At 66.9% G+C, this 26,206-nt stretch carries 26 protein-coding genes and 2 pseudogenes; 23 read left to right on the top strand and 5 right to left on the bottom strand.

Annotation, left to right across the window (positions count from 1 at the left end; genetic code table 11):
* Window positions 1-145 precede the first annotated feature (145 nt).
* The 7 genes from VI08_RS01505 to VI08_RS01480 all read left to right on the top strand — a co-directional run bounded on the left by VI08_RS01505 (window position 146) and on the right by VI08_RS01480 (window position 3,684).
* A complete protein-coding gene (locus tag VI08_RS01505; protein WP_045827965.1) occupies window positions 146-1,258 on the top strand; it encodes an AAA family ATPase in 1,113 nt (370 codons plus the stop codon).
* On the top strand, window positions 1,234-1,719 hold the full coding sequence (locus VI08_RS01500) for a GFA family protein (protein WP_232309447.1): 486 nt from the start codon (window positions 1,234-1,236) through the stop codon (window positions 1,717-1,719). Before VI08_RS01505 ends, VI08_RS01500 begins: the two co-directional genes overlap by 25 nt.
* Entirely contained in the window at window positions 1,716-2,246 is a 531-nt protein-coding gene (locus tag VI08_RS01495; protein ID WP_045827776.1) for a 2'-5' RNA ligase family protein, read from the top strand. The genes VI08_RS01500 and VI08_RS01495 overlap by 4 nt, the downstream gene beginning before the upstream one ends.
* A 5-nt stretch (window positions 2,247-2,251) precedes the next feature.
* Window positions 2,252-2,479: a hypothetical protein gene (locus VI08_RS20670; protein ID WP_157006229.1), complete on the top strand. Its 228-nt coding sequence runs from the start codon at window positions 2,252-2,254 to the stop codon at window positions 2,477-2,479.
* 27 nt (window positions 2,480-2,506) lie between these two features.
* Window positions 2,507-3,016: a prolyl oligopeptidase family serine peptidase gene (locus VI08_RS01490; protein ID WP_052697616.1), complete on the top strand. Its 510-nt coding sequence runs from the start codon at window positions 2,507-2,509 to the stop codon at window positions 3,014-3,016.
* Between the two features lie 86 nt (window positions 3,017-3,102).
* Window positions 3,103-3,381 carry a type II toxin-antitoxin system RelE/ParE family toxin gene (locus VI08_RS01485; RefSeq protein ID WP_045827775.1) on the top strand — a complete coding sequence of 93 codons (279 nt, stop codon included), beginning with the start codon at window positions 3,103-3,105 and terminating at the stop codon, window positions 3,379-3,381.
* Window positions 3,382-3,390: 9 nt separating this feature from the next.
* Window positions 3,391-3,684: a HigA family addiction module antitoxin gene (locus tag VI08_RS01480; protein WP_045827774.1), complete on the top strand. Its 294-nt coding sequence runs from the start codon at window positions 3,391-3,393 to the stop codon at window positions 3,682-3,684.
* Between the two features lie 2 nt (window positions 3,685-3,686).
* Here the strand turns inward: VI08_RS01480 and VI08_RS01475 are convergent, their stop codons facing one another.
* Entirely contained in the window at window positions 3,687-4,880 is a 1,194-nt protein-coding gene (locus tag VI08_RS01475; protein ID WP_232309411.1) for a GGDEF domain-containing protein, read from the bottom strand.
* A gap of 400 nt (window positions 4,881-5,280) precedes the next feature.
* On the opposite strand from VI08_RS01475, the gene rimP reads away from it, so the two are divergent.
* The 8 genes and pseudogenes from rimP to pnp all read left to right on the top strand — a co-directional run bounded on the left by rimP (window position 5,281) and on the right by pnp (window position 14,473).
* Complete coding sequence (gene rimP / locus VI08_RS01470; protein WP_045827773.1) at window positions 5,281-5,817, top strand: ribosome maturation factor RimP; 537 nt, start codon at window positions 5,281-5,283, stop codon at window positions 5,815-5,817.
* Window positions 5,818-5,863: 46 nt separating this feature from the next.
* Window positions 5,864-7,363: a transcription termination factor NusA gene (gene nusA / locus VI08_RS01465; protein ID WP_045827772.1), complete on the top strand. Its 1,500-nt coding sequence runs from the start codon at window positions 5,864-5,866 to the stop codon at window positions 7,361-7,363.
* A 130-nt stretch (window positions 7,364-7,493) separates the two neighbouring features.
* Window positions 7,494-7,769: pseudogene (locus VI08_RS22475) on the top strand (translation initiation factor IF-2 N-terminal domain-containing protein); the annotation flags it as partial.
* 801 nt (window positions 7,770-8,570) lie between these two features.
* Window positions 8,571-10,385: pseudogene (gene infB / locus VI08_RS22470) on the top strand (translation initiation factor IF-2); the annotation flags it as partial.
* A 168-nt stretch (window positions 10,386-10,553) separates the two neighbouring features.
* A complete protein-coding gene (rbfA, locus tag VI08_RS01455; protein ID WP_045827770.1) occupies window positions 10,554-10,931 on the top strand; it encodes a 30S ribosome-binding factor RbfA in 378 nt (125 codons plus the stop codon).
* 75 nt (window positions 10,932-11,006) lie between these two features.
* Complete coding sequence (gene truB / locus VI08_RS01450) at window positions 11,007-11,924, top strand: tRNA pseudouridine(55) synthase TruB (RefSeq protein ID WP_045827769.1); 918 nt, start codon at window positions 11,007-11,009, stop codon at window positions 11,922-11,924.
* Between the two features lie 143 nt (window positions 11,925-12,067).
* Entirely contained in the window at window positions 12,068-12,337 is a 270-nt protein-coding gene (gene rpsO / locus VI08_RS01445; protein WP_045827768.1) for a 30S ribosomal protein S15, read from the top strand.
* 30 nt (window positions 12,338-12,367) lie between these two features.
* On the top strand, window positions 12,368-14,473 hold the full coding sequence (pnp, locus tag VI08_RS01440) for a polyribonucleotide nucleotidyltransferase (RefSeq protein ID WP_045827767.1): 2,106 nt from the start codon (window positions 12,368-12,370) through the stop codon (window positions 14,471-14,473).
* A gap of 152 nt (window positions 14,474-14,625) precedes the next feature.
* On the opposite strand, the gene VI08_RS01435 is transcribed toward pnp, so the two are convergent.
* A complete protein-coding gene (locus VI08_RS01435) occupies window positions 14,626-15,375 on the bottom strand; it encodes an SDR family NAD(P)-dependent oxidoreductase (RefSeq protein WP_045827766.1) in 750 nt (249 codons plus the stop codon).
* A 76-nt stretch (window positions 15,376-15,451) separates the two neighbouring features.
* Between VI08_RS01435 and VI08_RS01430 the strand changes: the two genes are divergently transcribed.
* The 5 genes from VI08_RS01430 to gyrA all read left to right on the top strand — a co-directional run bounded on the left by VI08_RS01430 (window position 15,452) and on the right by gyrA (window position 21,964).
* The gene (locus VI08_RS01430) at window positions 15,452-16,024 is read left to right on the top strand and encodes a TetR/AcrR family transcriptional regulator (protein WP_045827765.1); all 573 of its coding nucleotides are present in this window, start codon (window positions 15,452-15,454) and stop codon (window positions 16,022-16,024) included.
* A 17-nt stretch (window positions 16,025-16,041) separates the two neighbouring features.
* Window positions 16,042-16,959, top strand: a complete 918-nt coding sequence (locus VI08_RS01425; RefSeq protein ID WP_045827764.1) for a poly(R)-hydroxyalkanoic acid synthase subunit PhaE — start codon at window positions 16,042-16,044, stop codon at window positions 16,957-16,959.
* A complete protein-coding gene (locus VI08_RS01420) occupies window positions 16,956-18,026 on the top strand; it encodes a class III poly(R)-hydroxyalkanoic acid synthase subunit PhaC (RefSeq protein ID WP_045827763.1) in 1,071 nt (356 codons plus the stop codon). Before VI08_RS01425 ends, VI08_RS01420 begins: the two co-directional genes overlap by 4 nt.
* Window positions 18,027-18,146: 120 nt before the next feature.
* Complete coding sequence (mtnA, locus tag VI08_RS01415; protein WP_045827762.1) at window positions 18,147-19,160, top strand: S-methyl-5-thioribose-1-phosphate isomerase; 1,014 nt, start codon at window positions 18,147-18,149, stop codon at window positions 19,158-19,160.
* A 161-nt stretch (window positions 19,161-19,321) separates the two neighbouring features.
* Window positions 19,322-21,964, top strand: a complete 2,643-nt coding sequence (gyrA, locus tag VI08_RS01410; RefSeq protein ID WP_045827761.1) for a DNA gyrase subunit A — start codon at window positions 19,322-19,324, stop codon at window positions 21,962-21,964.
* 70 nt (window positions 21,965-22,034) lie between these two features.
* Here gyrA and VI08_RS01405 read toward each other — a convergent pair whose 3' ends face one another.
* Together VI08_RS01405 and VI08_RS20665 are read right to left on the bottom strand one after the other, a co-directional pair.
* Window positions 22,035-22,475, bottom strand: a complete 441-nt coding sequence (locus VI08_RS01405; protein ID WP_045827760.1) for a nuclear transport factor 2 family protein — start codon at window positions 22,473-22,475, stop codon at window positions 22,035-22,037.
* The gene (locus tag VI08_RS20665) at window positions 22,472-23,017 is read right to left on the bottom strand and encodes a DUF4865 family protein (protein ID WP_052697615.1); all 546 of its coding nucleotides are present in this window, start codon (window positions 23,015-23,017) and stop codon (window positions 22,472-22,474) included. The genes VI08_RS01405 and VI08_RS20665 overlap by 4 nt, the downstream gene beginning before the upstream one ends.
* Before the next feature lie 66 nt (window positions 23,018-23,083).
* Between VI08_RS20665 and VI08_RS01395 the strand changes: the two genes are divergently transcribed.
* Entirely contained in the window at window positions 23,084-23,938 is an 855-nt protein-coding gene (locus tag VI08_RS01395) for a LysR substrate-binding domain-containing protein (protein ID WP_045827759.1), read from the top strand.
* An 18-nt stretch (window positions 23,939-23,956) separates the two neighbouring features.
* On the opposite strand, the gene VI08_RS01390 is transcribed toward VI08_RS01395, so the two are convergent.
* Window positions 23,957-24,439 carry a peroxiredoxin gene (locus tag VI08_RS01390; protein ID WP_045827758.1) on the bottom strand — a complete coding sequence of 161 codons (483 nt, stop codon included), beginning with the start codon at window positions 24,437-24,439 and terminating at the stop codon, window positions 23,957-23,959.
* A 129-nt stretch (window positions 24,440-24,568) separates the two neighbouring features.
* Between VI08_RS01390 and VI08_RS01385 the strand changes: the two genes are divergently transcribed.
* The gene (locus tag VI08_RS01385; RefSeq protein ID WP_084621163.1) at window positions 24,569-24,997 is read left to right on the top strand and encodes an Hsp20/alpha crystallin family protein; all 429 of its coding nucleotides are present in this window, start codon (window positions 24,569-24,571) and stop codon (window positions 24,995-24,997) included.
* A 95-nt stretch (window positions 24,998-25,092) separates the two neighbouring features.
* On the top strand, window positions 25,093-26,013 hold the full coding sequence (locus VI08_RS01380) for a DnaJ C-terminal domain-containing protein (RefSeq protein ID WP_045827756.1): 921 nt from the start codon (window positions 25,093-25,095) through the stop codon (window positions 26,011-26,013).
* Window positions 26,014-26,206: the final 193 nt, after the last annotated feature.

Genomic DNA, 26,206 nt, shown 5'->3' with positions numbered 1-26,206 from the left:
TCGCGGACGGGCGCCCTTTTTGTTTCCCCCGCCGGTCTCGGCCGGCGAGACGGCGGCTCGGTATCGTGGAGTGAGCCACGGTCGAAGGATCACCACGCTCACCACGCTCGCCGTCCACAACTATCGTTCGCTTCGTTCCCTTGTCATGCCCATGGCCGCCGTGAACCTCGTCACCGGTCCCAATGGCAGTGGCAAGTCGAACCTCTACCGCGCGCTTCGGTTGCTCGCCGAGGCGGCGCAGGGCGGCATCGTCGGCGCGCTCTCGCGCGAGGGTGGGCTCGGGTCCACGTTGTGGGCGGGGCCAGAGAAACTCTCGAAGGGCATGCGGGCGGGTACTGAGCCTGTGCAGGGGACGGTGCGCGTGAACGCCGTAGCACTGCGGCTTGGGTTCGCCAGCGATGCGTTTGGCTATGCCGTCGACCTTGGTTACCCCATTCCGTCGCTGTCCATGTTCGACTTCGATCCGGTCATCAAGTCCGAGGTGATCTTCAAGGGGCCTTTCCTGCGTGGTGCCAATGCGCTGGTCGAGAGGAAGGGCGGGGCCGTGCGCTCGCGCGAGGGGCGCAGCTGGCGGGCCATCGCACAAGGGATCGCACCCTTCGAATCCATCTTCACGCAGGTGGCCGACCCGGAACGCGCGCCCGAGGTCATGCTGCTGCGCGAGACGATCCGCGCGTGGCGGTTCTACGACCATTTCCGCTCGGACTTCGACGCGCCGGCGCGCCTGCCCCAACTGGCCACGCGCACGCCCGTGCTCAGCCACGATGGCCGCGACCTTGCCGCGGCCTGGCAAACGATCCGCGAAATCGGCAACGTTCCCTCACTGGAGGCCGCCGTGGACGATGCCTTCCCCGGTGCCAGCGTCAGCATCGCCCCTGAAGGTGGCCGCCTCACGCTGTGGTTCCACCAGCCGGGGCTGCTGCGGCCGTTGTCCGCCGCCGAACTCTCGGACGGTACCTTGCGCTACCTGCTGTGGATCGCGGCGTTGCATACCCCGCGGCCGCCGCCCCTGATGGTGCTGAACGAGCCGGAGACCAGCCTGCACCCCGACCTGCTCCCGGCCCTGGGGCGCCTCATCCTGGCGGCATCCGAGCGCAGCCAGGTGTGGGTGGTGTCGCACGCCTCGCGGCTCATCGCCACGCTGGAGGCGGCAGAGGCCTGCCATTCCGTGCGACTGGAGAAGGCCATGAGCCAGACGGCCATCGCCGGGCAGGGCATGCTGGACGAGCCGCCGTGGCACTGGCTGGAAGAACGCTGAAGGCGCGCTACCATCGGGGGCTCGCGGACGAAGGAGTGATCATGCGCATCCATGGTGCCTGCCATTGCGGGAACATCGCGTTCGACCTGGCCTGGCCGGGCGGCGTCGCCGTCACGCCGCGCGAGTGCGCGTGTGCCTTCTGTCGCAAACACGGGGCCGCGTGGACAGGGCATCCCGATGCGGCCGTCGATGTACGCGTGGGCGACGACGCCAGCGTGTCGCGCTATCGCTTTGGCACGCGCACGGCCGATTTTCATGTCTGCGCGCAATGCGGCGCGGTGCCTGTATGCACCAGCCTCGTCGATGGGAAGACATACGCCGTTGTCAACGTGCGGCTGTTCGAAGGTGACGTGGCGCTTGCCGAACCTGCCGCGGTCGATTTCGACGGCGAAGAGGAGGGTGACCGCCTCGCCCGCCGTGCGCGAAACTGGATTAGCCGCGTGGCGGTGCACGACGAATGAGCCGCACGCTGCTGGCGCTGCAGGTGCCGGATGCGGAACCGCTCGTGGGCGACTTGCGGGCGCGGCTCGATCCATCCGCGAAGCTGGGGCTGGGGCCGCATTTCACGCTCGTTTACCCGTTCCATGATTCCCAGGCCATCACGCAGGCGCATCGCGATGCGCTGGGCGAGGTGGCATCCCGACACGCGGCGATGACGTTCAGGCTCGACAGGGTGGGTACGTTTCCGTCCACGGTGTGGGTGGCCCCGTCGAACGATGCAGGCATCATCGCGCTGGCGCATGCGCTGGAGGCCGCGTTTCCCGATCGTCCACGCACGGGCCGGCAGTTTGATCACTTCACGCCGCATCTGTCGGTGGCGCGGAATGTTCGGCATGCGGATGATCGCGATGCGATTTCCCATACCCTGGAAGAACGCCTGTCGCATCGCCACGCCGTGTGCCACTGCGAGGCGATCGACATCATGGCGCGGCTCGAGTCGGGCTGGCATTCGATAGGCCGGTTTCCATTGAAGGGTGCAACGGGATGATCCGCATGGCTTTGCTGCTTCTTCTCCTACTGGCGTTTCCTGTCGCTGCGTCAACGCCCGGCCATTTCGAGCAACGCGCGGCGAAAATCGAAGGTGTCGACTATCGCTACCAGCTCTACATCCCCGGCGACCTCAAGGCATCGCGAAACCCGCCTATCGTGCTGTTCCTGCACGGTAGCGGCGAGAAGGGTGGCGACAACCAGGCCCAGATGAGCCAGGGCCTGCCGCCCTAACTGAAGGCACACACCGACTTCCCCGCAGTGGTCGTCATTCCGCAGGCGCACATGGGGCAGAGCTGGCGCGATCACTCGGTGGCGGAAGCGGCGCGCACGATGCTGCGCATCTCGATGGCGGAGTTCCATGCTGACCCAAAGCAGGTGTTCGTCACCGGCTTGTCCGATGGTGGCTTCGGCACGTGGAAGCTTGCCGCTGAACACCCTGGCGAATTCACGGGCTTGCTCATCGTGTGTGGCGGCGTGTTCAGCACGCGGGACGGCACGCTAGCGAGCGGCATCTGGGGCGCGCCGGTGGAAGAGGGGCGCGAGGCGGTCTTCGCCTGGGTCGCGAGCAAGGTGCGCGGCACGCCGGTACAACTCTTCCACGGCGCCGACGACGGCACCGTGCCGCCCGAGCAGTCCCGCCAGATGGCAGCCGCGCTGAAGCGCATCGGCTCGCCGGTGCAGTACACGGAGTTTCCTGGCGTCGGGCATGGCTCGTGGGAAAAAGCCTACGCGACGCCGGGTATTTGGCCGTTCTACGGCAAGCGATAAGCCTACGGCGATCTAAGCGGCCGCCTACATGCGCGGCGCAGCCCTGGTGACATGATCACTTATCGACAATCGATAAGTGATGTGGGATGATCCTCTCGTTCGCGGACAAGGACACGGAAACGCTGACTCGCGGTTATCGGGTGCCGAGGTGGTCGGCGGTAGCTACGGTTGCACGTCGAAAACTCGCCCAGATCAACGCAGCCGCCTCGCTTGCCTTTTTGTGCAGTCCACCCGGAAACCGGCTGGAACTCTTGAAGGGGGACAGGGCGGGGCAGTTCAGCATCCGGATCAACGATCAGTTCCGCATCTGTTTTCGTTGGGTCGATGGCGATGTCCATGCTGTCGAAATCGTCGACTACCACTAGAGGCTTGCCATGACCGAGCGGCTCCCACCTGTGCATCCCGGCGAAGTGCTTCGAGAGGACTTCATGCGGCCCTATGCGCTGTCCGCAAACTCCCTCGCCATCGCGATCGGCGTCACCGCGGCGCGCGTCAACGAGCTCGTCACCGGCAAGCGTGGCATCACGGCCGACACCGCATTGAGGCTTGCCCGTTACTTCGGCACCGACCCGCGAAGCTGGATGAACCTGCAGTTGAACTACGAACTTGAAATGGCTGAGCGGCGCATTGGCGATGCGCTCGAACGCATCCGCCCACGCGCAGCCTAACGCTACATCGCCAACCCAGCCGCCTCGGGCGCATCGCCTTCCGCCGGGGCGGCTTCCTCGCCCGATACCATCACGGCTACGCGGTCGCGGCCCGCGCGCTTGGCCTGGTAGAGGGCGTCGTCCGCCGTGTCGATCAGGCGCTGCAGGTGCGCGTTCTCGCCCGTGGCCACGCCCACGCTGGTGGTGAAGCGGATCTCGTCGCCGCCGTAGGCGGCGGGCGAGCGCTCGACCAGGGCGCGCAGCGACTCCGCCAGGGCGGCCGCTACGTTGGCGCTGGTGCAGGGCACGAGGATCATGAACTCCTCGCCGCCATAGCGCGAGACGAGGGCGCGGGCGGGCAGGCGGCCCTCGCGCAGGGTGCGGGTGAAGTGCTTCAGGACGGCATCGCCACCCGCGTGGCCCCAGCGGTCGTTGATCGCCTTGAAATGGTCGAGGTCGAACAGCAGCACGGCATGCGTGTGCCCGCGGTTTGCGTGCAGGATGGGCAGCGCGGCGTTGATGAGCGCCGTACGGTTGAGCAAGCCAGTGAGCCCGTCGACCTCGGCCGCCTGGCGCAAGTCGTGCACCAGCCGCTGCGACAGCAGCAGGGTGAACCCCGTGCTCAGCAGGAAGGTGCAGAGGATGCCGAACAGGTAGTTCGACGTGGTGAGCAGCGACGCCAGTTCAGGGGATTCGATCTCAGGGTGCAGCGAGATGAAACCCCGCGATAGGTAGAAGAAGATGTCGATGATGAACACGGTGGCCGTGAACAAGCTGCCCATCCGCAGTTCGCGTGGCGCGCGGACCAGCAGGAGGTACACCATCCAGCTGTCCCACAGGATGCTTTTCAGGCCGAAGACCATGGTCTCCACGACCTGGCTGGGCGGCCACAGCAGGAAGGCCACCTGGATGGCGAGGAACACGCCGATGACGATGACGGGCCAGCGCAGGCGAAGGGGCTGGCCCAGGTGCATGGCGATGCCGACCAGCATCGCGGCATTGGCGAGCGCGATGAGGGCGCTGCCGACGATGACGGAGAGGAAGCTGCCGTTCTCGTCGTAGCCCTGGGCGAGGCCTGCGCCGGTAAGGAGCCAGAAGGCGGCCGCCCAGACGTAAAGCGCCGCCATGCCACGGAGCACGACGCTCGTCAGCGAAAAGCTCAACGCGATAGCGATGCCCACGGCCAGGCCAATGATGCCCAGCGTGTGGGTGTCCAAGCCCGTGACCCCATCCATCCGCCCGGTATCCCCCCATGGCCCGATGGGCCATTCTAGGGCCATTAACGCACGGCGGGGCGCTGGGTTACACGTTTCGTCCCACGCCCGCGACCTTGCGCGAACGCGCGCTTTTGCGATAGAATTGCTGAATCTTAAGCGCCGTTGTGCATCGATGACACATTGATGACCAGCGCCCGCTTCAAGGACCTTTCTTTTTACAAGAAAGCCTCCTCGTGAGGCTTTTTTGTTGGGCGCAAGGAGTGCGTCGCGCCACGCTTATGAGCGAAATCAACGCTTTATGGGCTTGGCCGGAAGGAAAGTGTCGGATACATCGGCGACGAAAGGAATGGGCCGTCGCGCCCTTTTTTTGTTTCTGGCCACCAGGAAACCGCAGGTAACCTTGGATACCAACGCACTATCACAGCGCTTCTCGGATATCGTCGCCGACCTCGGCCTCGAGGTCCTGGGCATCGAATTTTCCCCGGCCGGCGGCGGGCAGAGCACGCTGCGCGTTTACCTCGACGTGCCCGAAGGCGCGCAGGAAGGCCGCGAGTCGCCCGAAGTCACGGTCGACGACTGCGAGGCCGCCAGCCGCGAGTTCTCGGCATGGCTCGATGTTGAAGACCCGATCCCGGGCAACTATGTACTGGAGGTCTCCTCCCCCGGCATCGACCGGCCCCTGTTCACCGCCGCGCAGTTCGCGCGCGTCATGGGCCAGGAAGTGAAGGTGCTGCTGAAGGCCCCCATCGAGGGTCGCCGCCGCCTCAAGGGCAACGTCGTCGACGTCAATGGCGAGCACCTTGTGGTGGAAGGCGAGGCGGGCCGGTTCGAATTCGAGCACGCGGACGTCGAAAGCGCCCGCGTGGTGCCTGATTGGGTGGCGCTGGGTTATGCCCCGCAGCCGAAGCCCAAGCCGGGCGAGAAGAAATCCAAATAACGAAACGACGGGATGCCGCGGGGCATCCTCATTGGGAGTAGCGGCAATGAGCAAAGAACTTTTGCTGGTAGTCGACGCGGTCGCCAACGAAAAGGGCGTGCCGCGCGAAGTTATTTTCGAAGCCATGGAAGCGGCGCTGGCCTCTGCCGCCAAGAAGCGCTACCCCGACGAGGATCCGGATATCCGCGTCGAGATCGACCGTAACAGCGGCGATTACGAAACCTTCCGTCGCTACGAAGTCATCGCCGACGACGGCGAGATGGAGTCGCCGTTCTTCCAGATGCGCCTCATGGATGCGCTGGACGACGACGAGAACGCGCAGGTGGGCGATTACCTCGAGGAACAGATCGAGAACGCCGAGTTCGGTCGCATCGCCGCGCAGGCCGCCAAGCAGGTCATCGTGCAGCGCGTCCGCGAGGCCGAGCGCCAGCAGGTGGTCGATGCCTTCATCGACCGCGTGGGCGAACTCGTCACCGGCATCGTCAAGCGCGTCGAGCGCGGCAACGTCTACCTCGACCTGGGCAGCAACGCCGAGGCGTTCATCCCCCGCGACAAGACGATCCCCCGCGAATCGCACCGCGTGGGCGACCGCGTCCGCGGCTACCTGTACGAGGTGAAGTCGGAAATCCGTGGCCCGCAGCTGTTCGTGTCGCGCAGCGCGCCGGAATTCATGATGGAGCTGTTCAAGCTCGAAGTGCCGGAAGTGGGCCAGGGTCTGGTCGAGATCAAGGGCTGCGCCCGCGACCCGGGCGACCGCGCCAAGATCGCCGTGGTGGCGCACGATAGCCGCACCGACCCCATCGGCGCGTGCATCGGCATGCGCGGCTCGCGCGTGCAGGCGGTGTCCAACGAGCTCAACGGCGAGCGCGTCGACATCATCCTGTGGCACGAGAACCAGGCCCAGTACGTCATCAACGCCATGGCGCCCGCCGAAGTGCAGTCCATCATCATGGACGAGGAAAAGCACTCGATGGATATCGCGGTGGCCGAGGACAAGCTCTCGCAGGCCATCGGCCGCGGCGGCCAGAACGTGCGCCTCGCCAGCAAGCTCACCGGCTGGCAGCTCAACGTCATGACGCAGGACCAGGTCACGGCCAAGAGCGAGGCCGAGCAGCAGGCCGCGCTGGCGCTGTTCATGGATCGCCTCGAAGTCGACCAGGAAATCGCCGGCATCCTCGTGCAGGAGGGCTTCTCGTCGGTGGAAGAAATCGCCTATGTGCCCAGCGCCGAGCTGCTGGCCATCGACGGCTTCGACGAAGACATCGTCGAGGAGCTCCGCGCCCGCGCCCGCGACGCGCTGCTCACCGAGGCGCTGGCTGTCGAAGAAAACGTCGAAGGCCCGTCGCAGGAGCTGCTGGAGCTCGACGGCATGGATGAGAACACGGCTTACGCGCTCCTCGAGCGCAGCATCCGTACGCTCGACGACCTGGGCGACCTGGCCGTCGACGAGCTCATCGATATCGAAGGCATGACCGAGGAGCGCGCCTCGCAGCTGATCATGGCTGCGCGCGCTCCGATGATCGCCCGACTGGAGAAGGGCGGCTAAGCGCGCCACCGGAAGCGCCCCGGAGGGGCGCCCCGAGGGAGGCCACCAGGCCTCCCGCCAGGGACGGAGGCAGCCGGCGATCGCATCGACGGCACGGGTAACGCGCGGGAACGGCGGAGAATAAAGAACGATGTCGGACGTCACGATCAAACAACTCGCCCAGGTACTGGGTATGCCGGTCGACAAGCTGCTCTCGCAGCTTGGCGAAGCCGGAATGAATTTCTCCAACTCGGAGCAGGTCATCAGCAGCACCGAAAAAGTGAAGCTGCTTGGCTTCCTGCGCCGTACGCACGGCAAGAACGAGGCCGCTCCCGAAGCGGACGACGCGGCGCCGCGCCAGATCACCCTGAAGCGCCGCACCGTCGGCGAGCTGAAGGTCAGCAGCGGCTCCGGCCGTGGCGCCGGCCCGGCCAAGACGGTGAACGTGGAAGTGCGCGCCAAGCGCACCTACGTCAAGCGCGGCGCCATCGGCGACGACGCACCGGTGGATAACGAGCGCGAAGAGGCCGCCCGCAAGCTGGCCGAGTCGCAGGCCCAGCGCGAGCACGAGGAAAGCCAGCGCCGCGAGGAAGCCGAGCGCCGCGAGCAGGCCGAGGCCGCACGCGTCGAGGCCGAGGCCGAAGCGCGCCGCCAGGAAGAAGCCGCCGCCGAGGCGCGCCGCGAAGCCGAGGCCCAGGCCGCGGCCGACCGCGCACGCGCCGAGGAAGCCTCGCGCGCCGCCGCCGAGCAGCCCGCCGCCACCGAGGCACCGGCGCCTGCCGCCGCCACGCCGGAGGCCCCCGCGGCCGCCGCGGGGGCCGACGACGCCGCGCACCAGACCGCCAAGCTCGATACGCGTTCGCTCGGCATGATCCTGCCGCGCATCCACGAGCCGCGTAAGCGCGAGCGCATTGTTTCCAAGCCCACGCCGCCGCCGGCACCGGCCCCCGCGCCCGCCGCGGCGCGCCCGGCTGCCCCGGCCGCACGCCCGGCAACGCCGGCCGCCCCCGCGGCGCGCCCGTCGCCGGGTGCCGTCGCCGCCGCCAACGACACGCGTGGCAACGCGCGTCCGAAGAGCGGCCCCGGTGCGGGTGGTCGCGGTGGCGAGCGTGAAGGCAAGCGTTTCGCCTCGGGCGAAATGCATCTTTCCGATGCCGATCGCGCCCGCCGTTCCAGCGGCAAGGGTGGCCGTGGCAAGCCGGCTCGTGGCGGCCGCTCCGAGCCGTCGCGCGGCGCTGGCGCGTCCAGCGGCCCGCATGGCTTCACCCGCCCGACAGCCGCCGTCGTCCGCGACGTGGTCATCGGTGATAACAACCTCGTCGCCGACCTCGCCCAGAAGATGGCCGTGAAGGGCGCCGAAGTGGTCAAGGCCCTGTTCAAGATGGGCGTCATGGCCACGATCAACCAGACGATCGACCACGACACCGCCGCGCTCGTCATCGAGGAACTGGGCCACAACCCGGTCCGCGCCACCGAGAACGATGCGGAAGCCGCGCTCGCCACGCACACCAATGCGGAGCTCGAGGGCGACAAGGTCGTGCGCCCGCCGGTGGTCACCATCATGGGCCACGTCGACCACGGCAAGACCTCGCTGCTCGATTACATCCGCCGCACCAAGGTGGCGTCGGGCGAGGCCGGTGGCATCACGCAGCACATCGGCGCCTACCACGTCGAAACCAGCCGCGGTGTCATCACGTTCCTCGACACCCCGGGCCACGCGGCGTTCACCGCCATGCGTGCGCGCGGCGCCCAGTCCACCGATATCGTGGTGCTGGTGGTCGCGGGCGACGACGGCGTCATGCCGCAGACCATCGAAGCCGTGAAGCATGCGCGCGCCGCCAAGGTGCCGCTCATCGTCGCGCTCACCAAGATGGACAAGTCGGATACCAACGTCGACCACGTCAAGCAGGGCCTCGGCAACCTCGAGGTCATCCCGGAAGAGTGGGGCGGCGATACGCCGTTCGTGCCGGTGTCCGCCAAGACGGGCATGGGCATCGACGACCTGCTCGACGCGATCTCGATCCAGGCCGAAGTGATGGAGCTCAAGGCCGTGGCCGATGGCCGTGCCTCGGGCGTCGTCATCGAATCCAGCCTCGACCGCGGCCGCGGCCCGGTCGCCACGGTGCTGGTGCAGCAGGGCACGCTGAAGAAGGGCGACTTCGTCGTCTGCGGCGTGGAATACGGCCGCATGCGCGCGCTGATCGACGAGACCGGCAAGCAGGTCAATGAAGCCGGCCCGTCCATCCCCGTGCAGGTGTTGGGCCTTTCCGGCGTGCCGGAGTCGGGCGACGATTTCGTGGCCGTCGAGGACGAGCGCCTGGCCCGCCAGGTGGCTGCCGAGCGCCAGCAGAAGCGTCGCGAGACCCGCCTTGTCACCAAGTCGAACCGCCTGGAAGACATCATGGCCCAGATGGGCCAGGGTGAAGGCCAGCAAACCCTCAACATCCTGGTCAAGGCCGATGTGCAGGGCTCGGTGGAAGCGCTGCGCGATTCGCTCACCCAGATCGGCAACGAACGCGTCAAGGTCAACGTCATCTCGTCGGGCGTCGGTGGTATCACCGAATCCGAGGCCCAGCTGGCCGCCGCCTCCAAGGCGCTGGTCATCGGCTTCAACGTCCGCGCCGATGCGTCGGCGCGCAAGGTGATCGACACGGCGGGCCTCGACGTCCGTTACTTCTCGATCATCTACGACGTCATCGACCAGGTGAAGCAGGCGGCGTCGGGCCTCCTCGGCATGGAAGTGCGCGAAGAGATCATCGGCGTGGCCCAGGTCCGCGACGTGTTCCGTTCGTCGAAGTTCGGCGCGGTGGCCGGTTGCATGGTCATCGAGGGCATCGTCAAGCGTTCCAAGCCCATCCGCGTCCTGCGCGACAACGTCGTGGTGTTCCAGGGCGAACTGGAATCGCTGCGCCGCTTCAAGGAGCTGGTGGACGAAGTCCGCAACGGCACCGAATGCGGCATCGCGGTGAAGCAGTACAACGACGTCAAGGTCGGCGACCAGATCGAGTGCTTCGAGCGCATCGAAGTCGCCCGCACGCTGTAAAAAAAGCGGGGGTGGGAGGTGGGAAGCGGGGGCGCATGGATGCGTCGTGAGGGGTTCCGGTTGCGCTGCAAGGCGTTGCACGGCCCCTCAGGCGCACGTACCAGCGCCCCCACTTCTCGCCTCCCATCTCCTTTTTGCCCCCGCTAAACGCAACCGGAGTACCACCCCATGCCTTCTCGCGACTTCAAACGCACCGACCGCGTCTCCGCCGAGCTGCGCCGCGAGATCGGCCTCCTCGTGCATGCCGCCGTGCGCGACCACGCGCTGCCGTCGGTCAGCGTTTCCGACGTGGAGACCACGAAGGATCTCGACGTCGCCACCGTGTGGGTCACCGCGTTGATGCCGGAGAAATCGGCCGAGGCGGTGAAGGCCCTGAAAGAGCTGGCCAAGGAATTCCGCCGCGAGCTCTCGCGCTCGATGCGCCTGCGCCGGGTGCCGGAGCTGCGCTTCAAGTACGACGAATCGGTGGACCGCGGCGAGCGCATCGAGACGCTGCTGCGCGAAAACCCGGTGCCGCCGGCGCCGGCCTCGAGCGAAGACGAATAACCCAGGCGGACCCTGACCCGGTGGGAGCGCGCTTGCGCGCGATCGCGCGCAAGCGCGCTCCCACATTCCCTATCTATGAACCGTCGTTCCTTCCGTGACATCCACGGCATCCTGCTGCTCGACAAGCCGCTGGGCCTGAGTTCGAACCAGGCGCTGCAGGCGGCGCGCCGGCTCGTGGGCGCCGCAAAGGGCGGCCACACGGGCAGCCTCGACCCGCTGGCCACCGGCCTGCTGCCGCTGTGCTTCGGCGAGGCCACCAAGATCGCCGGCTGGCTGCTCGGCTCGCGCAAGGCTTACGAGGCCGAGGTGAAGCTTGGCGTGACCACGACCACCGCCGACCTCGAGGGCGAGGTGGTCGAGACGCGCCCGGTGCCCGGGCTCGACGATGCGACGGTGGAGGCGGCCCTCGCGCCGCTGCGCGGGCTTATCACGCAGGTGCCGCCGGCCTATTCGGCGATCAAGCAGGACGGGGTGCCGCTCTACATCCGCGCGCGCCGCGGCGAAGCCGTCGACGTGCCGTCCCGCCAGGTCGAGGTCTATCGGCTCGACGTCCTCGAGCGGGCAGGGGATACGCTCCGCCTCCACGTGGAGTGCGGCTCCGGCACGTATGTCCGCAGCCTGGCCGTGGACCTTGGCGCGGCCCTCGGCTGCGGGGCCCATCTCACCGGTTTGCGCCGGTTGTGGGTCGAGCCCTTCATGGCGCCGGCCATGGTGACGCTCGATGAGCTGCACGCGGCCGCCGAGGCCGGGCCCGATCCGCTCGACGCTTGCCTCCTGCCCACGGAAGCCGGGCTGGCCCATATTCCCCGGGTGGAACTCGATGCCGCGCAGACGCGGGTGCTCGGGTTCGGCCAGCCAGTGCCGCTTGGCGCCACCGCCACCCCCGGCCGCTGCGGCGTATGGGGTGACGACCAGCGCCTGATGGCCCTTGGCGAGGTGGGAACGGACGGGGTGCTGCGCGTCCTGCGGGGGTTCAACCTGCCCCCGCCCTGACCGGGCTTGTTGCCGCTACGCGCAGGACGTTACAATTACGTGCTCGTTTAATAGCTTTCATCAAAGCGAGGCTTGCGCAACTTCATCGGTGCCCGTTGAGGTTGCGCAAGTCTCGCATCCGCTTTTTTAAGGAATCGATACACATGTCGCTCACCGTCGAACAGACCAGCCAGATCATCAAGGACTACGGTCGCAAGGAAAACGACACCGGCTCGACCGAAGTCCAGGTCGCGCTGCTGTCCGCGAACATCACCGCGCTGCAGGAACACTTCCAGGCGCACAAGCAGGACCACCACTCGCGTCGCGGCCTGCTCAAGATGGTCAACAAGCGCAAGACGCTGCTGGCCTACCTGAAGAAGAGCGACCTCGCTCGCTACCAGTCCCTGATCGAACGCCTCGGCCTGCGCCGCTAAACCACCGGAACAGGACGAGGAGAGATCGAAGTGGCGAAAGTAACCAAGTCATTCCAGTACGGTAGTCACGAAGTCACGCTGGAGACGGGCGAAATCGCCCGCCAGGCGTCCGGCGCGGTCATGGTCAGCATGGGCGGCACCGTCGTCCTCGTTACCGTGGTGGCCGCCCCCAAGGCTCGCGAAGGCCAGGACTTCTTCCCCCTCACGGTCGACTACATGGAGAAGTTCTACTCCGCGGGTCGCATCCCGGGTGGCTTCTTCAAGCGCGAAGGCCGCCCGACCGAGAAGGAGACGCTTACCTCGCGCCTCATCGATCGTCCGCTCCGTCCGCTGTTCCCGGAGGAGTTCCGCAACGAGATCCAGGTCATCGCACAGGTCGTGTCGCTGAACCCGGAAGTCGACGGTGACATCCCGGCGCTCATCGGCGCCTCGGCCGCCATGTCGCTCGCCGGCGTGCCCTTCAAGGGCCCGATCGGTGCGGCGCGCGTCGGCTACGCCAACGGCCAGTACATCCTCAACCCGACCGCCACGCAGCTGAAGACCTCCGACCTCGACCTCGTCGTGGCCGGTACCTCCAGCGCGGTGATGATGGTCGAGTCCGAGGCCAAACTGCTCAGCGAAGACGTCATGCTCGGCTCCGTGGTCTTCGGCCACCAGCAGATGCAGGTCGCCATCGATACGATCAACGCCTTCGTCGCCGAAGCCGGCGCCAAGTCGTTCAAGTGGGAAGCCCCGGCCGCCAAGACGGCCCTGTACGACGCGGTCAAGGCCGCCGTCGGCAACCGCTTCGCCGAAGCCTTCCAGATCCGCGACAAGCTGGCCCGCCGCGACGTCATCAGCGCCCTCAAGGGCGATGTGAAGACGGCCATCGCCGCCGACGCCGAAGCCAACGGCTGGACCGATGGCGACATCGGCGCCGCGTTCGGCGAAGTCGAGTACCGCACCCTGCGCGACGGCGTGCTCAGCACCAAGGTCCGCATCGACGGCCGCCAGCTCGACGACGTGCGCCCGATCACCGTCCGCGTCGGCGTCCTGCCGCGCACGCACGGCTCGGCGCTGTTCACCCGCGGCGAAACCCAGGCCCTGGTCGTGGCCACGCTGGGCACCACGCGTGATTCGCAGATCATCGACGCGCCGGAAGGCGAGTGGAAGGACACGTTCCTGTTCCACTACAACTTCCCTCCGTTCTCGGTGGGCGAAACCGGCCGCGTCGGCAGCCCGAAGCGTCGCGAAGTCGGCCATGGCCGCCTCGCCAAGCGCGGCGTGCAGGCCGTCAAGCCCACCATCGAAGAGTTTCCGTACGTCGTCCGCGTCGTGTCGGAAATCACCGAGTCGAACGGCTCCTCGTCCATGGCCTCGGTGTGCGGTTCCTCGCTCGCCATGATGGACGCCGGCGTGCCGCTCAAGGCGCCGGTGGCGGGTATCGCCATGGGCCTGGTGAAGGAAGGCAACGATTTCGTCGTGCTCTCCGACATCCTGGGTGACGAAGACCACCTCGGCGACATGGACTTCAAGGTGGCCGGTACCGCCGATGGCGTCTCCGCGCTGCAGATGGATATCAAGGTCGACGGCATCACCGAAGAGATCATGCGCACGGCGCTGGCCCAGGCCAAGCGTGGCCGCCTGCACATCCTCGGCGAGATGGCCAAGGTCATCACCGAAGCCCGTTCGGAAATGAGCGAGTTCGCCCCGCGCCTGCTCACCATCAAGATCCACCCCGACAAGATCCGCGAAGTCATCGGCAAGGGCGGCGCCACCATCCGCTCGATCACCGAAGAGACCGGCACCACCATCGACATCACCGACGATGGCAATGTCGTCATCGCCTCGGTCAACCGCGAAGCCGCCGAAGCCGCGCGCAAGCGCATCGAGCAGATCGTGTCCGACGTCGAGCCGGGCCGCATCTACGAGGGCAAGGTCGCCAAGCTGATGGACTTCGGCGCGTTCGTCACCATCATGCCGGGCAAGGACGGCCTCGTGCACGTCTCGCAGATCTCCAGCGAGCGCGTCGAGAAGGTCTCCGACAAGCTGAAGGAAGGCGACATCGTCAAGGTCAAGGTCCTCGAAGTCGACAAGCAGGGCCGCATCCGCCTGTCGATGAAAGCCGTCACCGAAGAAGAAAACGCCGCGGGCTGATCATCGCCCACGGTTGAAAGAAAAGCCCGGCACTCACGTGCCGGGCTTTTTTCTTTGTAGGAGCGCACTTTATGCGCGACATCTTTCGCGATACCGCCACAGGCCCTGTTGCGGTGAGGCGAAAGATGTCGCGCGCAAGCGCGCTCCTACATTCAGACCGCAGTGAAACCGCCGTCCAGCACCAGCTCCACGCCGGCGATGTAGCGCCCCTGGTCCGAGGCCAGGAACAGCACCGCGTCGGCGATTTCCTCCGGCAACGCCAGGCGGCCCAGCGGCACCATCTGCGTCAGCGCGTCTTCCACGCCCGGGCGCTCATCCAGCCACGTGCGCATCAGCTTCGTCTCGGTACCGCTGGGCGCCACCACGTTCACGCGGATGCCGCGATCCTTCAGGTCATTGGTCCAGCTACGCGCGAACGAGCGCACCGCCGCCTTGCTCGCGTTGTAAAGCGACTGCCCGGCGAAGCCCTTGCTGGCGGCCACCGAACCGTTGAGGATCACCGAGCCACCGGCCGAGAGCAGGGGCAGGGCTTTTTGCGCGGTGAAGAGCAGGCCGCGCACGTTCACCCCGAAAACGTGGTCAAAGCCGGCCTCGTCGATCTCACCCAGGGGCCGCGATTCGGCCTCTGTCACGCCGGCGTTGGCAAAGACCACATCGAGCCGGCCGTGGTCGGCCTGGATGCGGGCGTATAGCCGGTCCAGATCGGCCAGGCTGGCAGCATCGCCCTGCACACCCACGGCGCAATGGCCAATGGCGGCGACCGCCTCGTCCAGCTTCTCCTGCCGCCGACCCGTGATGTACACGCGGGCGCCTTCGGCGGCGAACGCCTTGGCCGTGGCGAGGCCGATACCTTCGCTGCCGCCGGTGATAGCCACGATCTTGTTGTCGAAGCGCTGTGCCATGGGTTTCCTTGAATAAGTGGAGGATTGCTCCATTTACTATATGGAGGCACCATCCACTTTTCAACCGAGGTCGCCCATGGCCACGCCAAACCCCACCACCGACGAGGCCCCGCTGCGCGCGGATGCCGCCCGGAACAGGGAGCGGATACTCGCGGCCGCCGAAGCCGTGTTCATCGAACGCGGGGCCGATGCGTCGCTGGAAGACATCGCGAAACGAGCGAAGGTGGGCATCGGCACGCTCTATCGCCGGTTCCCCAACCGCGAAGCGCTCCTCGCCGCCACCAGCGACGACCGGCTGATCGCGCTTGTCGACGCCAGCCGCGCCGCAGATGCGACGCGAACACCGGATGAAGCCATCCGCGCCTATGTCGCGGCCCTTGTCACGCACGCCACCCACTACCGCGGCCTGGCCGCGTCGCTCGGCGCCGTGCTCCACAGCGGCACCCCTGGTTGCCATGCCAGCCGTGGCGAGGGGCAGCGCCTGCTTGCGCGGGCACAGGATGCAGGCATCGTGCGCAAGGACGTCGATATCGACGACATCGTGTGCATGGTGACGGCCATTTCCCTTGCCATCGAACAGGACCCGGCCGCGGCGGCGCGCGTGGATCATCGCGTCGGGCTGTTTCTCGACGGCATCGGTGCGGGGTAGTGCCGTAACATACGCGCATGGCTGACAAACCCAACGATTTCATCGACCAGTACCAGGCGTTCGTCCGCGAGGGCGTCGAGGCCTGGGCCCGGCAGTTCGACCCGAAGGCCGCGCCGGCCGAAGCCCCGTCCCCCGACATCATGGGGCGCCTGTTCACCGGCCTTGGTGGCTACGGCGATTGGATGCGCGCGTTTACCACGGGCGAGCCACCGGCTTCGCCGTTCGCCCACGGCACGCCACCGTTTGGCCAGCCCGGGCCCGCCGCCGCGGGGCCGTTCGGGTATGGGCCACCGCCGGGCGCCCAGCCAGGGTCCGAAGGCTTTGACGACTGGGCGAAGCTCGCCCGTGAAACCCTGTCGATGCCCGCATTCGGGCTCACGCGCGAGCAGCAGGAAGAGCAACAGGCGTTGCTTCGTGCATGGATCGACTACGCCGAGCAATACGCGCGATACCAGTCGCTGCTGCAGGGCGTGCAGGATCGCGCCAACGAAACGCTGCGCTCGCAGGGCATGCCCGCGGATGCCGACAGCCTGCGCGCGGTGTACGACCGGTGGGTGAACCTCTCGGAGGACAGCTACGCGGCCGCCGCCATGTCGGCGGAGTTCCGCGAGGTGTACGCCTCGCTGGTGAACGCGCAGATGCGGTTGAAGGTGCTGCAGCAGCGGCAGGTCGAGCGCTTCGCGCTGCAGGCGGGCCTGCCGACGCGGCGCGAGGTGGATAGCCTGGGCGAGCGGTTGCAGGCGGTGCGGCGGGAGTTGCGGCAGATGCAGGGGCTTGCTGCCGAGGTCGAGGCGCTGAAGGGCGAGGTTGCCTCGTTGAAGAGGGGCATCGCGGCCAAGGCCGCTCCCACGAAGAGCACGGCGCCGGCGAAGAAGCCCGCGGCGAAGAAGGCCGCTGTAAAAAAAGCCACGGGTAAGAAGGGTGCGGCGCGATGAGCGCGAATCCGTTCCATATCGACCCGGAGCGTGCGCGCGAGGAAGTGGAGGCGTTCCGCCGCAAGGTGGAAGCCGGCATGGAAACGCTGAAGCACATCGGCCCGGTGGAGTTCGGCACCACGCCGCGCGAGGCCGTGTACACCGAAGACAAGCTCACGCTGTGGCACTTCAAGGGCAGCGAAAAGCCCACCGGCAAGGTACCGCTGCTGATCTGCTACGCGCTGGTCAATACGCCGTGGATGGTCGACCTGCAGGAAGACCGCTCCATGGTGCGCAACCTGCTCGCGCAGGGCGAGGATGTTTACCTCATCGACTGGGGTTACCCCGATGGCGCCGATCGCTGGCTTACCCTCGAGGATTACATCGACGGTTACCTCGATCGCTGCGTCGACGTCATCCGCCGCCGCCACGGGCTCGATGCCATCAACCTGCTGGGCATCTGCCAGGGCGGCGTGTTCTCGCTGTGCTACACGGCGCTGCACGGCGACAAGGTGAAGAACCTTGTCACCATGGTCACGCCGGTGGATTTCCACACGCCCGACAACATGCTCTCGCACTGGGCGCGCAACGTGGATATCGACCTTTTCGTCGACACCATTGGCAACGTGCCCGCCGACCTGATGAACTTCGCCTACCTCACGCTGAAGCCCCTGCGGCTGAACCAGCAGAAATACGTGGGCCTCGTCGACATCCTCGATAATCCCAAGGAAGTGGAGAATTTCCTGCGCATGGAAAAGTGGATCTTCGATTCACCCGACCAGGCCGGCGAAACTTTTCGCCAGTTCACGCGCGATTTCTTCCAGAAGAACCTGCTGATCCAGGGCAAGGCCACCATCGGCGGCAAGGTCATCGACCTCGGCACCATCACCCAGCCGGTGCTGAACATCTACGCCGAGCAGGACCACCTGGTGCCGCCCGCGGCGTCCATTCCGCTGAAGGACGCGGTGGGCAGCAAGGATTACACCGCGCTGCCGTTCAGCGGCGGCCACATCGGCATCTACGTCTCCGGCCGCGCCCAGAAGCTCGTGCCCCCTGCCATCCACGAGTGGCTCGCGAACCGCGCGTAGGAGCCCACTCCGTGGGCGACGCCTTTCGCGACCACCACAGGGCCCTGTTGCGTTGTTACGAAAAGATGTCGCCCACGGCGTGGGCTCCTACAGTGGGGGCGGGGGTGCGATAATCCGGGCATGAACACGACCGCTTCCCACGACACCATCCGCGCCGTGCAGTGGCACGGCGATCGCCTCCGCCTGCTCGACCAGCGCCGCCTGCCGGCGGAAGAAATCTGGTTCGACAGCACCACGTCGGGTGACGTCACGCAGGCCATCCGCGACCTGGCCGTGCGCGGTGCGCCGGCCATTGGCATCGCCGCGGCCTGGGGCGTGGTGCTGGCTGCGAAGACGGGAGAGGACCTGCCCGCGGCCATGGCCACGCTGCGTGCGGCACGGCCCACGGCGGTGAACCTCATGTGGGCGCTCGACCGCATGAAGGCGCGCGTGGATTCGGGTGCCGATGCCGCGGCGCTCGAAGCCGAGGCCCAGGCCATCCAGGACGAAGACCTCGCCGCCAACCGGCACATGGGTGAGCTGGGCGCCGCGCTCATCGCGCCCGGCTCGCACGTCATGACCCACTGCAACACCGGTTCGCTCGCCACGGCGGGCTACGGCACCGCGCTCGGCGTCATCCGCGCGGGCGTCGAGGCCGGCCGCATCGAGCAGGTGTTCGCGGGCGAAACGCGCCCGTGGCAGCAGGGCGCGCGCCTCACCATGTGGGAGCTGGTGCGCGACGGCATCCCGGCGCGCCTCATCGCCGATTCCGCCGCATCGCACCTCATGAAAGACGGCAAGGTGACCTGGGTCATCGTCGGCGCCGACCGTATCGCCGCGAATGGCGATACCGCCAACAAGATCGGCACCTACCAGCTGGCCATCGCCGCGCGCCACCACGGCGTGAAGTTCATGGTGGTGGCGCCATCCACCACGGTGGACATGGCCACCGCCAGCGGCGACGACATCGAGATCGAATTGCGCGACGCCACCGAGCTGCTTTCTGTCAGCGGCACCCGCACGGTCATCGAGGGCGCCGAGGCCTGGAACCCCGTTTTCGACGTCACGCCGGCGGAGCTTATCGACGCCATCGTGACCGAGCGCGGCGTGATCCTGAAGCCGGATGAAGTGCAGATGCGGAGCATGTTTCCGTGAGCAGCAAAACTCCCCTGTAAGTTATTGAATACACGGCTTTTTTAGCTGTCATTTCAACACCCGTTGTGTTATCATCGACGGGTTGAGCCGGCCGTGCCGCCCATGGGGCGGGAGCGCGTTGCCGGCGGGGGCAAAACCATGGTTACCCAGGAAGCCGATTGATGGCAGAACTCGCCAAAGAAGTCATCCGCGTCAACATCGAAGACGAGATGCGCCAGAGCTATCTCGACTACGCGATGAGCGTCATCGTCGGGCGCGCACTGCCCGATGTACGCGACGGCCTGAAGCCGGTGCACCGGCGCGTGCTGTTCGCCATGAACGAGCTCGGCAACTCGTGGAACAAGGCTTACAAGAAGTCCGCCCGCGTCGTGGGTGACGTCATCGGTAAGTACCACCCGCACGGCGATGCCTCGGTGTACGACACCATCGTCCGCATGGCCCAGCCGTTCTCGCTGCGCTACATGCTGGTCGACGGCCAGGGTAACTTCGGTTCGGTCGACGGCGACAACGCCGCGGCCATGCGTTACACCGAAGTCCGCATGGCGAAGCTCACCCACGAGCTGCTGGCGGATATCGACAAGGAAACCGTCGATTTCGGCCCCAACTACGACGAAAGCGAAAGCGAGCCGCTGGTGCTGCCCACCCGGGTGCCCAACCTGCTCGTCAACGGTTCCGCGGGTATCGCGGTGGGCATGGCCACCAACATCCCGCCGCACAACATGACCGAAGTCATCAACGCCACGCTGGCGCTCATCGAGGAGCCCTCGCTGGGCGTCGATGAACTGATGACGCATATCCCGGGCCCCGATTTCCCCACGGCCGGCATCATCAACGGCTCGTCGGGCATCATCGAGGCCTACCGCACCGGCCGCGGCCGCATCCTGGTGCGCGCGCGCACCGAGATCGAAACCGAGGCCAACGGCCGCGAGACCATCCTGGTCCACGAGCTGCCCTACCAGGTCAACAAGGCGCGCCTGATCGAGAAGATCGCCGAGCTGGTGAAGGAGAAGAAGCTCGAAGGCATCTCCGAACTGCGCGACGAATCCGACAAGGATGGCATGCGCGTGGTCATCGAGATCCGCCGCGACGCCATGGCCGACGTGGTGCTGAACAACCTGTTCCAGCAGACCCAGCTGCAGGTCACCTTCGGCATCAACATGGTGGCGCTGCTCGACGGCCAGCCGAAGCTGCTGAACCTCAAGGACATCCTCGAGGCGTTCATCCGCCACCGCCGCGAGGTCGTCACCCGCCGCACCATCTTCGAACTGCGCAAGGCACGCCAGCGCGCGCACATCCTCGAAGGCCTCACCGTCGCGCTCGCCAACATCGACGAGATGATCGAGCTCATCCGCACCTCCGCCTCGTCGCAGGAAGCCCGCGAGCGCATGGTCGCGCGCAAGTGGGAGCCGGGCCTGGTCAAGGCGCTGCTCTCCGCCGCCGGCGCCGAGGCGTCGCGCCCGGAAGACATGGATCCGCGCGACGGCCTGCGCGACGACGGCTACCAGCTGTCCGACGCCCAGGCCAACGAAATCCTGCAGATGCGCCTGCACCGCCTCACTGGGCTGGAGCAGGACAAGCTCAGCGACGAGTACCGCGAGATCCTCGAGACCATCCGCGGCCTCATCGAGATCCTCGAAAACCCGGCGCGCCTGCTCGAAGTCATCCGCGGCGAGCTGGAACAGATCCGCAACGATTACGGCGATGCACGCCGCACCGAGATCCAGCATTCGCAGGAAGACCTCAACGTCCTCGACCTCATCGCGCCCGAAGATGTGGTCGTCACGCTGTCGCACACCGGCTACGTCAAGCGCCAGGCCGCCAGCCTCTACCGCGCGCAGAAGCGCGGCGGCAAGGGTCGTTCGGCGTCGGCGCTGAAGGACGAGGACGTGGTGCAGCAGCTGTGGGTGGTCAACACGCACGATACGCTGCTCACCTTCACCAGCACCGGCCGCGTGTACTGGCTCAAGGTCTACCAGATGCCGGAAGCCGGCCCGGGTGCGCGTGGCAAGCCCATCGTGAACCTGCTGCCGCTGGGCGAGGGCGAAAAAGTCCAGGCCGTGTTGCCTATCCGCGACTACGACCCGAACTGCTACGTCTTCTTCGCCACGCGCAACGGCACGGTCAAGAAGACCCCGCTCACCGAGTTCGCGTTCCAGCTGCAGAAGGGCAAGGCCGCCATCAACCTCGACGAGGGCGACGCCCTGGTCGACGTGGCCATGACCAACGGCGAGAGCGATGTGCTGCTGTTCGCATCGAACGGCAAGGTGGTGCGCTTCGACGAAAACAAGGTGCGCTCCATGGGCCGCACCGCCACCGGCGTGCGCGGCATGCTGCTGGCCGATGACGCCACGGTGGTGTCGCTCATCGTCGCGCACGGCGACGGCGATATCCTCACCGCCACGGCGCGTGGCTTCGGCAAGCGCACCGTGCTCGAGGATTTCCCGAAGAAGGGCCGTGGCACGCAGGGCGTCATCGGCATCCAGTGCTCCGAGCGCAACGGCAACCTCGTGGCCGCCACGCAGGTCACCGAGACGCAGCAGCTCATGCTGATCTCCGACCAGGGCACCCTGGTGCGCACCCGCGTGGCTGAAGTGGCACAGGTGGGCCGCAACACGCAGGGCGTCACGCTCATCAAGCTGCCGAAGGACGAGACCCTCATCGGTGTCGTCCGCCTCGAAGCGGAAGAAGAGCTGGAGGTGGAAGGCGAGGGCGAGCTGCCCGGCGCGGGCGAAACCCCCACCGGCGAAGCTGCCGCCGACATGCCCCCGACCGAATCCGGCCCGGTGGACGGCGAAACCGAGTAACAAAAAAAACCCGCCTCCCGGCGGGTTTTTTCTTGGCCCCATGTGGGAGCGCGCTTGCGCGCGATGCCCTTCACCGGGCGACACCCCACAACTCCGCCGCGATCCGCCACCCCGCCTTCGTCTTCACCAGCTGCAATATCTTCCATCCCTTGGTAGGCCGGCTCGGTTGCGCCAGGTCCGTCGTCACGAAGTCGAGCGACGCCTCGGCTATATCGCCATGCACCTCGACGGCCACGTTGGAAAATGCCTGCGTGTACCGGTGGCCGCTTTCGAACACGCCCTGGCGGAAATGGGCGTAGTCCTGCAGTTCCCGGCTGGACGCTATGCGGTCGTCGTACACGCCGCGGAACGTGATGTCGGTATCGAGCAACAAGGACTCAAAGCCTGCGCGGTTGCCTGCCGTGACATAGCGTGGGTATGCGTCGACCACGGCGCGGACATCGCTGGCGTCGTCCGCCCGGGCGCAGCAGGGCGCGGCGAACAGGAGAAGGGCGTAGAGCAGGGGCTTCATGGCAGTGCTCCTATCAGGTACGGGATATCGAACACGACCTGCCCCTCCCGTGGCGGTGGCGGGTGGCGCCAGAACATGGTCCGGACGGATTCCCAACGGCCAAGGTCCGCCCCCACCAGCAGGTCGGCGTCGCCGCGTACCGTGCCACCATTGCCCTCGAACGTCGCCGGCACGGGTAGAGGCGATATTTCCTGCGTGGCGAAGCGGTACGGCGCATCCGAGGCGGCGTGGGCCATGTAGATCGGCGACAGCGCCCGGAACAACGGTTTGCCATAGGCCGACACAACGCGCTCGAATGCGTCGGAGCGCAGGAATGCCGCCATCGATGCGTCGTCGTTCCAAACATAGATGGGCGCGTAGATGGGGGGTGCCGATGCCACCAGGAACGCCTTCATCCGCAGGCCGGGCATGCCTTCGAACGAAGGGCCCAGGGCACGTGCCCGCGCGCGGACGGAGTCCGGGTCGACGGTAGCGGGGAGTTCGAAACGGTATTGCATCGCCAGCATGGGGGGCAGGGCCTGTGCGCTTTGGATGCCGCCCATGGTCGCGGTGCCGCAGGTGCTATAAAAGCGACGATTTCCAAACCCATCGTTGAGCCACGCCAAAGCATGATCCTCGACCTTGCCACGCTGCGCACCTTCGTCACCGCTGTCGACCTCGATGGCTTTGGCCGTGCCGCGGAGAAACTGCACCTGTCGCCTTCGGCGGTGAGCCTGCAATTGCGCGCGCTCGAAGAACGGCTGGGCACGGCCATTTTCCAGCGCGCGGGCCGCAAGCAAGGGCTTACCGACGCGGGCGAGCGCCTGCTGGGCTATGCACGCCACATGCTGGCGCTGAACGAGGATGCGATCGGCGCCGTGCGCGGCACCGAGCTGGCGGGCAAGGTGCACCTCGGCGTACCGCATGACTTCGCCGAGGCCTGGCTGCCCGAGATGCTCGCGGCGTTCGCCGCTGCCCACCCCGGCACCACGCTGGAGCTAAGCGTCGACCAGAGCGCGGCCTTCGTCCAGGGCATCCGCGACGGTGGCATGGACCTGGCGCTGGCCTTCGACACCGAGGGTGGCCTCGATGGCACCGTGCTGGGCGCTTTCCCCGTGTACTGGTACGCGGCCGAGGGCGTGCCGGGGCCGGGAGAGGGGCCGTTGCCGTTGCTGACCCTCGAGGCGCCATGCCTGTTCCGCCGGAAGATGCTTGCCGCGCTGGATGGCGCCCACATCCCGTGGCGCATCGCGGTCACGGCACGCAGTGTAGCGGCCCTGTGGGCGGCCGCCCGGGCGGGGCTGGGCTGGGTGGCGCGGCCGGCGATCCATGTGCCGCCGGGCGTGCGCCGCGTGGCCGCGGGGGAGGGCCTGCCCGGGCTGGGCGAGGCCTCGGTGTACCTGTTGCGTGCGGAGCGGGCGAACCCCGCCGCCGACGCGCTGGCGGGGCTGCTGGCCAATGGCGTGGCCGGCATGGCGGGCTGAGCCCGCCGCCGCGGTGGCTCAGCCGTCGATCGCCTCGAGCATGGCCTCGGCGGCCGAGACCTTGAACTCACCCGGCGCTTCGATGTTCAGCACCTTCACCACGCCGTCTTCGAGGTACATGGCGAAGCGCTTGGCGCGGATGCCCATGCCATTCTTCGTGCCGTCCAGCTCCAGGCCCAGTGCCTTGGTGAACGCGGCATTGCCGTCGGCGAGCAGGTGCAGGTTGGCGGGGATGCCGCGCTCCTTGCCCCAGGCATCCATGACGAAGGCATCGTTCACCGAGACACAGAACACCTTCACGCCGCGCTGGTCGAAGTCATCCATGTGCTGGATATAGCCCGGCAGGTGGCGGTTGGAGCACGTGGGCGTGAACGCGCCCGGCACGGCGAACAGCACCACCTTGCCGGTGCCCATGAGCTCGAGCGTGGAGCCGGTCTGGATGCCGTCGTTGAACCAGGTGACGGTGGATTCGGGGATGCGGTCGCCGACTGCGATGGTCATGGGGCCTGCCTCGTGGGTTGGATTCCCCGAGTGTCCCACGAAAGGCATGGCCCTTGAATCGGCGAAGGGCGCTCATATGTTTGATCCCAGGCGGCCACGGGGCCGCAAAACCTTAACGGAGTCAAGCAGATGAACCATGTTCGTCATGTGGCGTTTCGTCGTGCGCCGGTGTTCCACCCCTTCTTCTCGAGCGCTGCCGTCGAGTCCGCCACGGCCACCGAGCATGGCTGGTCGCCGCGCGTCGACGTGCGTGAAGAGGCCGGCCGTTTCCTGATCCTGGCCGACGTGCCGGGCGTGGCGCTCGACGGCATCGAGATCCAGATGGACAAGAACGTCCTGTCCATCAAGGGCGAGCGCAAGGCGTACGCCAGCGAGGCGGAAGGCACCTTTACCCGCGTCGAGCGCACCGCCGGCACATTCACGCGCAGCTTCACGCTGCCGGAAAGCGCGGATGCGGCTGGCATCACCGCCTCGGGCCGCGATGGCGTGCTTGAGATTGCCATTCCGAAGAAAGCCGAGGCCGCGCCGCGACGCATCGTGATCAACGCCGCGGGCTGATTCGGACTAAGCTACAAGCCTTGGCCCGCGGTGGGTATCGGACCACCGCGGGCCTTTCCCTTTTTATCGAGACACATGCCCGGCGGGGAGAGCCTGTGGAGTTCAAGGATTACTACGAGATTCTCGGGGTGAAACCCGATGCGACCGACGCCGAGATCAAGGCGGCGTATCGCAAGCTGGCGCGCAAGTACCACCCGGACAAGAACAAGGAACCGGGCGCGGAAGAGAAGTTCAAGGCCGTCAACGAGGCCAACGAGGCCCTGAAGGACCCGGAAAAACGTCGCGCCTACGATCAGTTCAAGGCGGGCGGCTACCGCCAGGGCGAGCAATTCCGGCCGCCGCCGGGCTGGGGGCAGGGCGGCGGTGGCGCCTACGATTTCGGCGACATGGGTGGCGCCGGCCGGGGTGATTTCAGCGACTTCTTCGAAAGCCTGTTCGGCGGCGGCGCGGGTGCGGGCCGGCGGTCGCAACAGGCGCAGGCGCGCCGTGGGCGCGACATCAACGCGAAGATCGATACCGACCTGCAGACCGCCTACAACGGCGGCAAGACCCGCGTGGTGCTGAACGACACCGCCGGTGGCGAGCGGGTGCTGGAGGTGAAGATCCCGGCCGGCATCACCACGGGCCAGACCATCCGCCTCGGCGGCCAGGGCCACCCTGGCTCGGGTGGCGGCCCCTCGGGCGATCTGCTGCTGGAAATCCACATCCGCGACGACGCGCGGTTCCGGCTCGACGGCCGCACCGTGACGCACACGCTGGCCATCACGCCGTGGGAGGCCGCGCTGGGCGCCACCGTGGCCGTGCCGACGCTGGGCGGCGCGGTGGACCTGCGCATCCCCGCCGGCTCGCAGTCGGGCCGCAAGCTGCGCCTGAAGGGCCGCGGCCTGCCAGGCAGCGAGCCTGGCGACCAGATCGTGGTGCTGGAGATCCGCGTGCCCGTGCCGGAAACGCATGAGGAACAGGCGGCCTACGCCGAGTTCAAGGATGCCTTCAAGGGCTTCGACCCGCGCCGCTAAAGGCTAACAATGACTGTGGGAGCGCGCTTGCGCGCGATGGGGTTGCGGAAACGCCCATCGCGCGCAAGCGCGCTCCCACATGTTTTTTTGCGCCGATCAGCCCGGCAGGTGGGCCTGGAGCGCCTTGACCAGCTCTTCTTCCTTGATCGGCTTGACGACGTAATCCTTCGCGCCCTGGCGCAGGCCCCACACC

This window comes from Luteibacter yeojuensis (assembly GCF_000964085.1).
Lineage (GTDB): Bacteria > Pseudomonadota > Gammaproteobacteria > Xanthomonadales > Rhodanobacteraceae > Luteibacter > Luteibacter yeojuensis_A.
Note: the sequence above shows the minus strand (reverse complement) of the source record. Positions and strands in the feature narration are given on the sequence as shown.

Excerpts from the sequence above, each read along its gene's own strand:
- VI08_RS01485 (WP_045827775.1), top strand. The coding sequence starts at position 3,103 with ATGATCCTCTCGTTCGCGGACAAGGACACGGAAACGCTGACTCGCGGT.
- mtnA (WP_045827762.1), top strand. The coding sequence starts at position 18,147 with ATGAACACGACCGCTTCCCACGACACCATCCGCGCCGTGCAGTGGCAC.
- VI08_RS01405 (WP_045827760.1), bottom strand. The coding sequence starts at position 22,475 with ATGAAGCCCCTGCTCTACGCCCTTCTCCTGTTCGCCGCGCCCTGCTGC.
- VI08_RS01430 (WP_045827765.1), top strand. The coding sequence starts at position 15,452 with ATGGCCACGCCAAACCCCACCACCGACGAGGCCCCGCTGCGCGCGGAT.
- VI08_RS01505 (WP_045827965.1), top strand. The coding sequence starts at position 146 with ATGCCCATGGCCGCCGTGAACCTCGTCACCGGTCCCAATGGCAGTGGC.
- VI08_RS01495 (WP_045827776.1), top strand. The coding sequence starts at position 1,716 with ATGAGCCGCACGCTGCTGGCGCTGCAGGTGCCGGATGCGGAACCGCTC.
- VI08_RS20670 (WP_157006229.1), top strand. The coding sequence starts at position 2,252 with ATGGCTTTGCTGCTTCTTCTCCTACTGGCGTTTCCTGTCGCTGCGTCA.
- VI08_RS01390 (WP_045827758.1), bottom strand. The coding sequence starts at position 24,439 with ATGACCATCGCAGTCGGCGACCGCATCCCCGAATCCACCGTCACCTGG.
- VI08_RS01395 (WP_045827759.1), top strand. The coding sequence starts at position 23,084 with ATGATCCTCGACCTTGCCACGCTGCGCACCTTCGTCACCGCTGTCGAC.
- VI08_RS01480 (WP_045827774.1), top strand. The coding sequence starts at position 3,391 with ATGACCGAGCGGCTCCCACCTGTGCATCCCGGCGAAGTGCTTCGAGAG.
- rpsO (WP_045827768.1), top strand. The coding sequence starts at position 12,068 with ATGTCGCTCACCGTCGAACAGACCAGCCAGATCATCAAGGACTACGGT.
- VI08_RS01435 (WP_045827766.1), bottom strand. The coding sequence starts at position 15,375 with ATGGCACAGCGCTTCGACAACAAGATCGTGGCTATCACCGGCGGCAGC.
- VI08_RS01425 (WP_045827764.1), top strand. The coding sequence starts at position 16,042 with ATGGCTGACAAACCCAACGATTTCATCGACCAGTACCAGGCGTTCGTC.
- rbfA (WP_045827770.1), top strand. The coding sequence starts at position 10,554 with ATGCCTTCTCGCGACTTCAAACGCACCGACCGCGTCTCCGCCGAGCTG.
- nusA (WP_045827772.1), top strand. The coding sequence starts at position 5,864 with ATGAGCAAAGAACTTTTGCTGGTAGTCGACGCGGTCGCCAACGAAAAG.
- VI08_RS20665 (WP_052697615.1), bottom strand. The coding sequence starts at position 23,017 with ATGGGCGGCATCCAAAGCGCACAGGCCCTGCCCCCCATGCTGGCGATG.
- VI08_RS01385 (WP_084621163.1), top strand. The coding sequence starts at position 24,569 with ATGAACCATGTTCGTCATGTGGCGTTTCGTCGTGCGCCGGTGTTCCAC.
- VI08_RS01420 (WP_045827763.1), top strand. The coding sequence starts at position 16,956 with ATGAGCGCGAATCCGTTCCATATCGACCCGGAGCGTGCGCGCGAGGAA.
- truB (WP_045827769.1), top strand. The coding sequence starts at position 11,007 with ATGAACCGTCGTTCCTTCCGTGACATCCACGGCATCCTGCTGCTCGAC.
- gyrA (WP_045827761.1), top strand. The coding sequence starts at position 19,322 with ATGGCAGAACTCGCCAAAGAAGTCATCCGCGTCAACATCGAAGACGAG.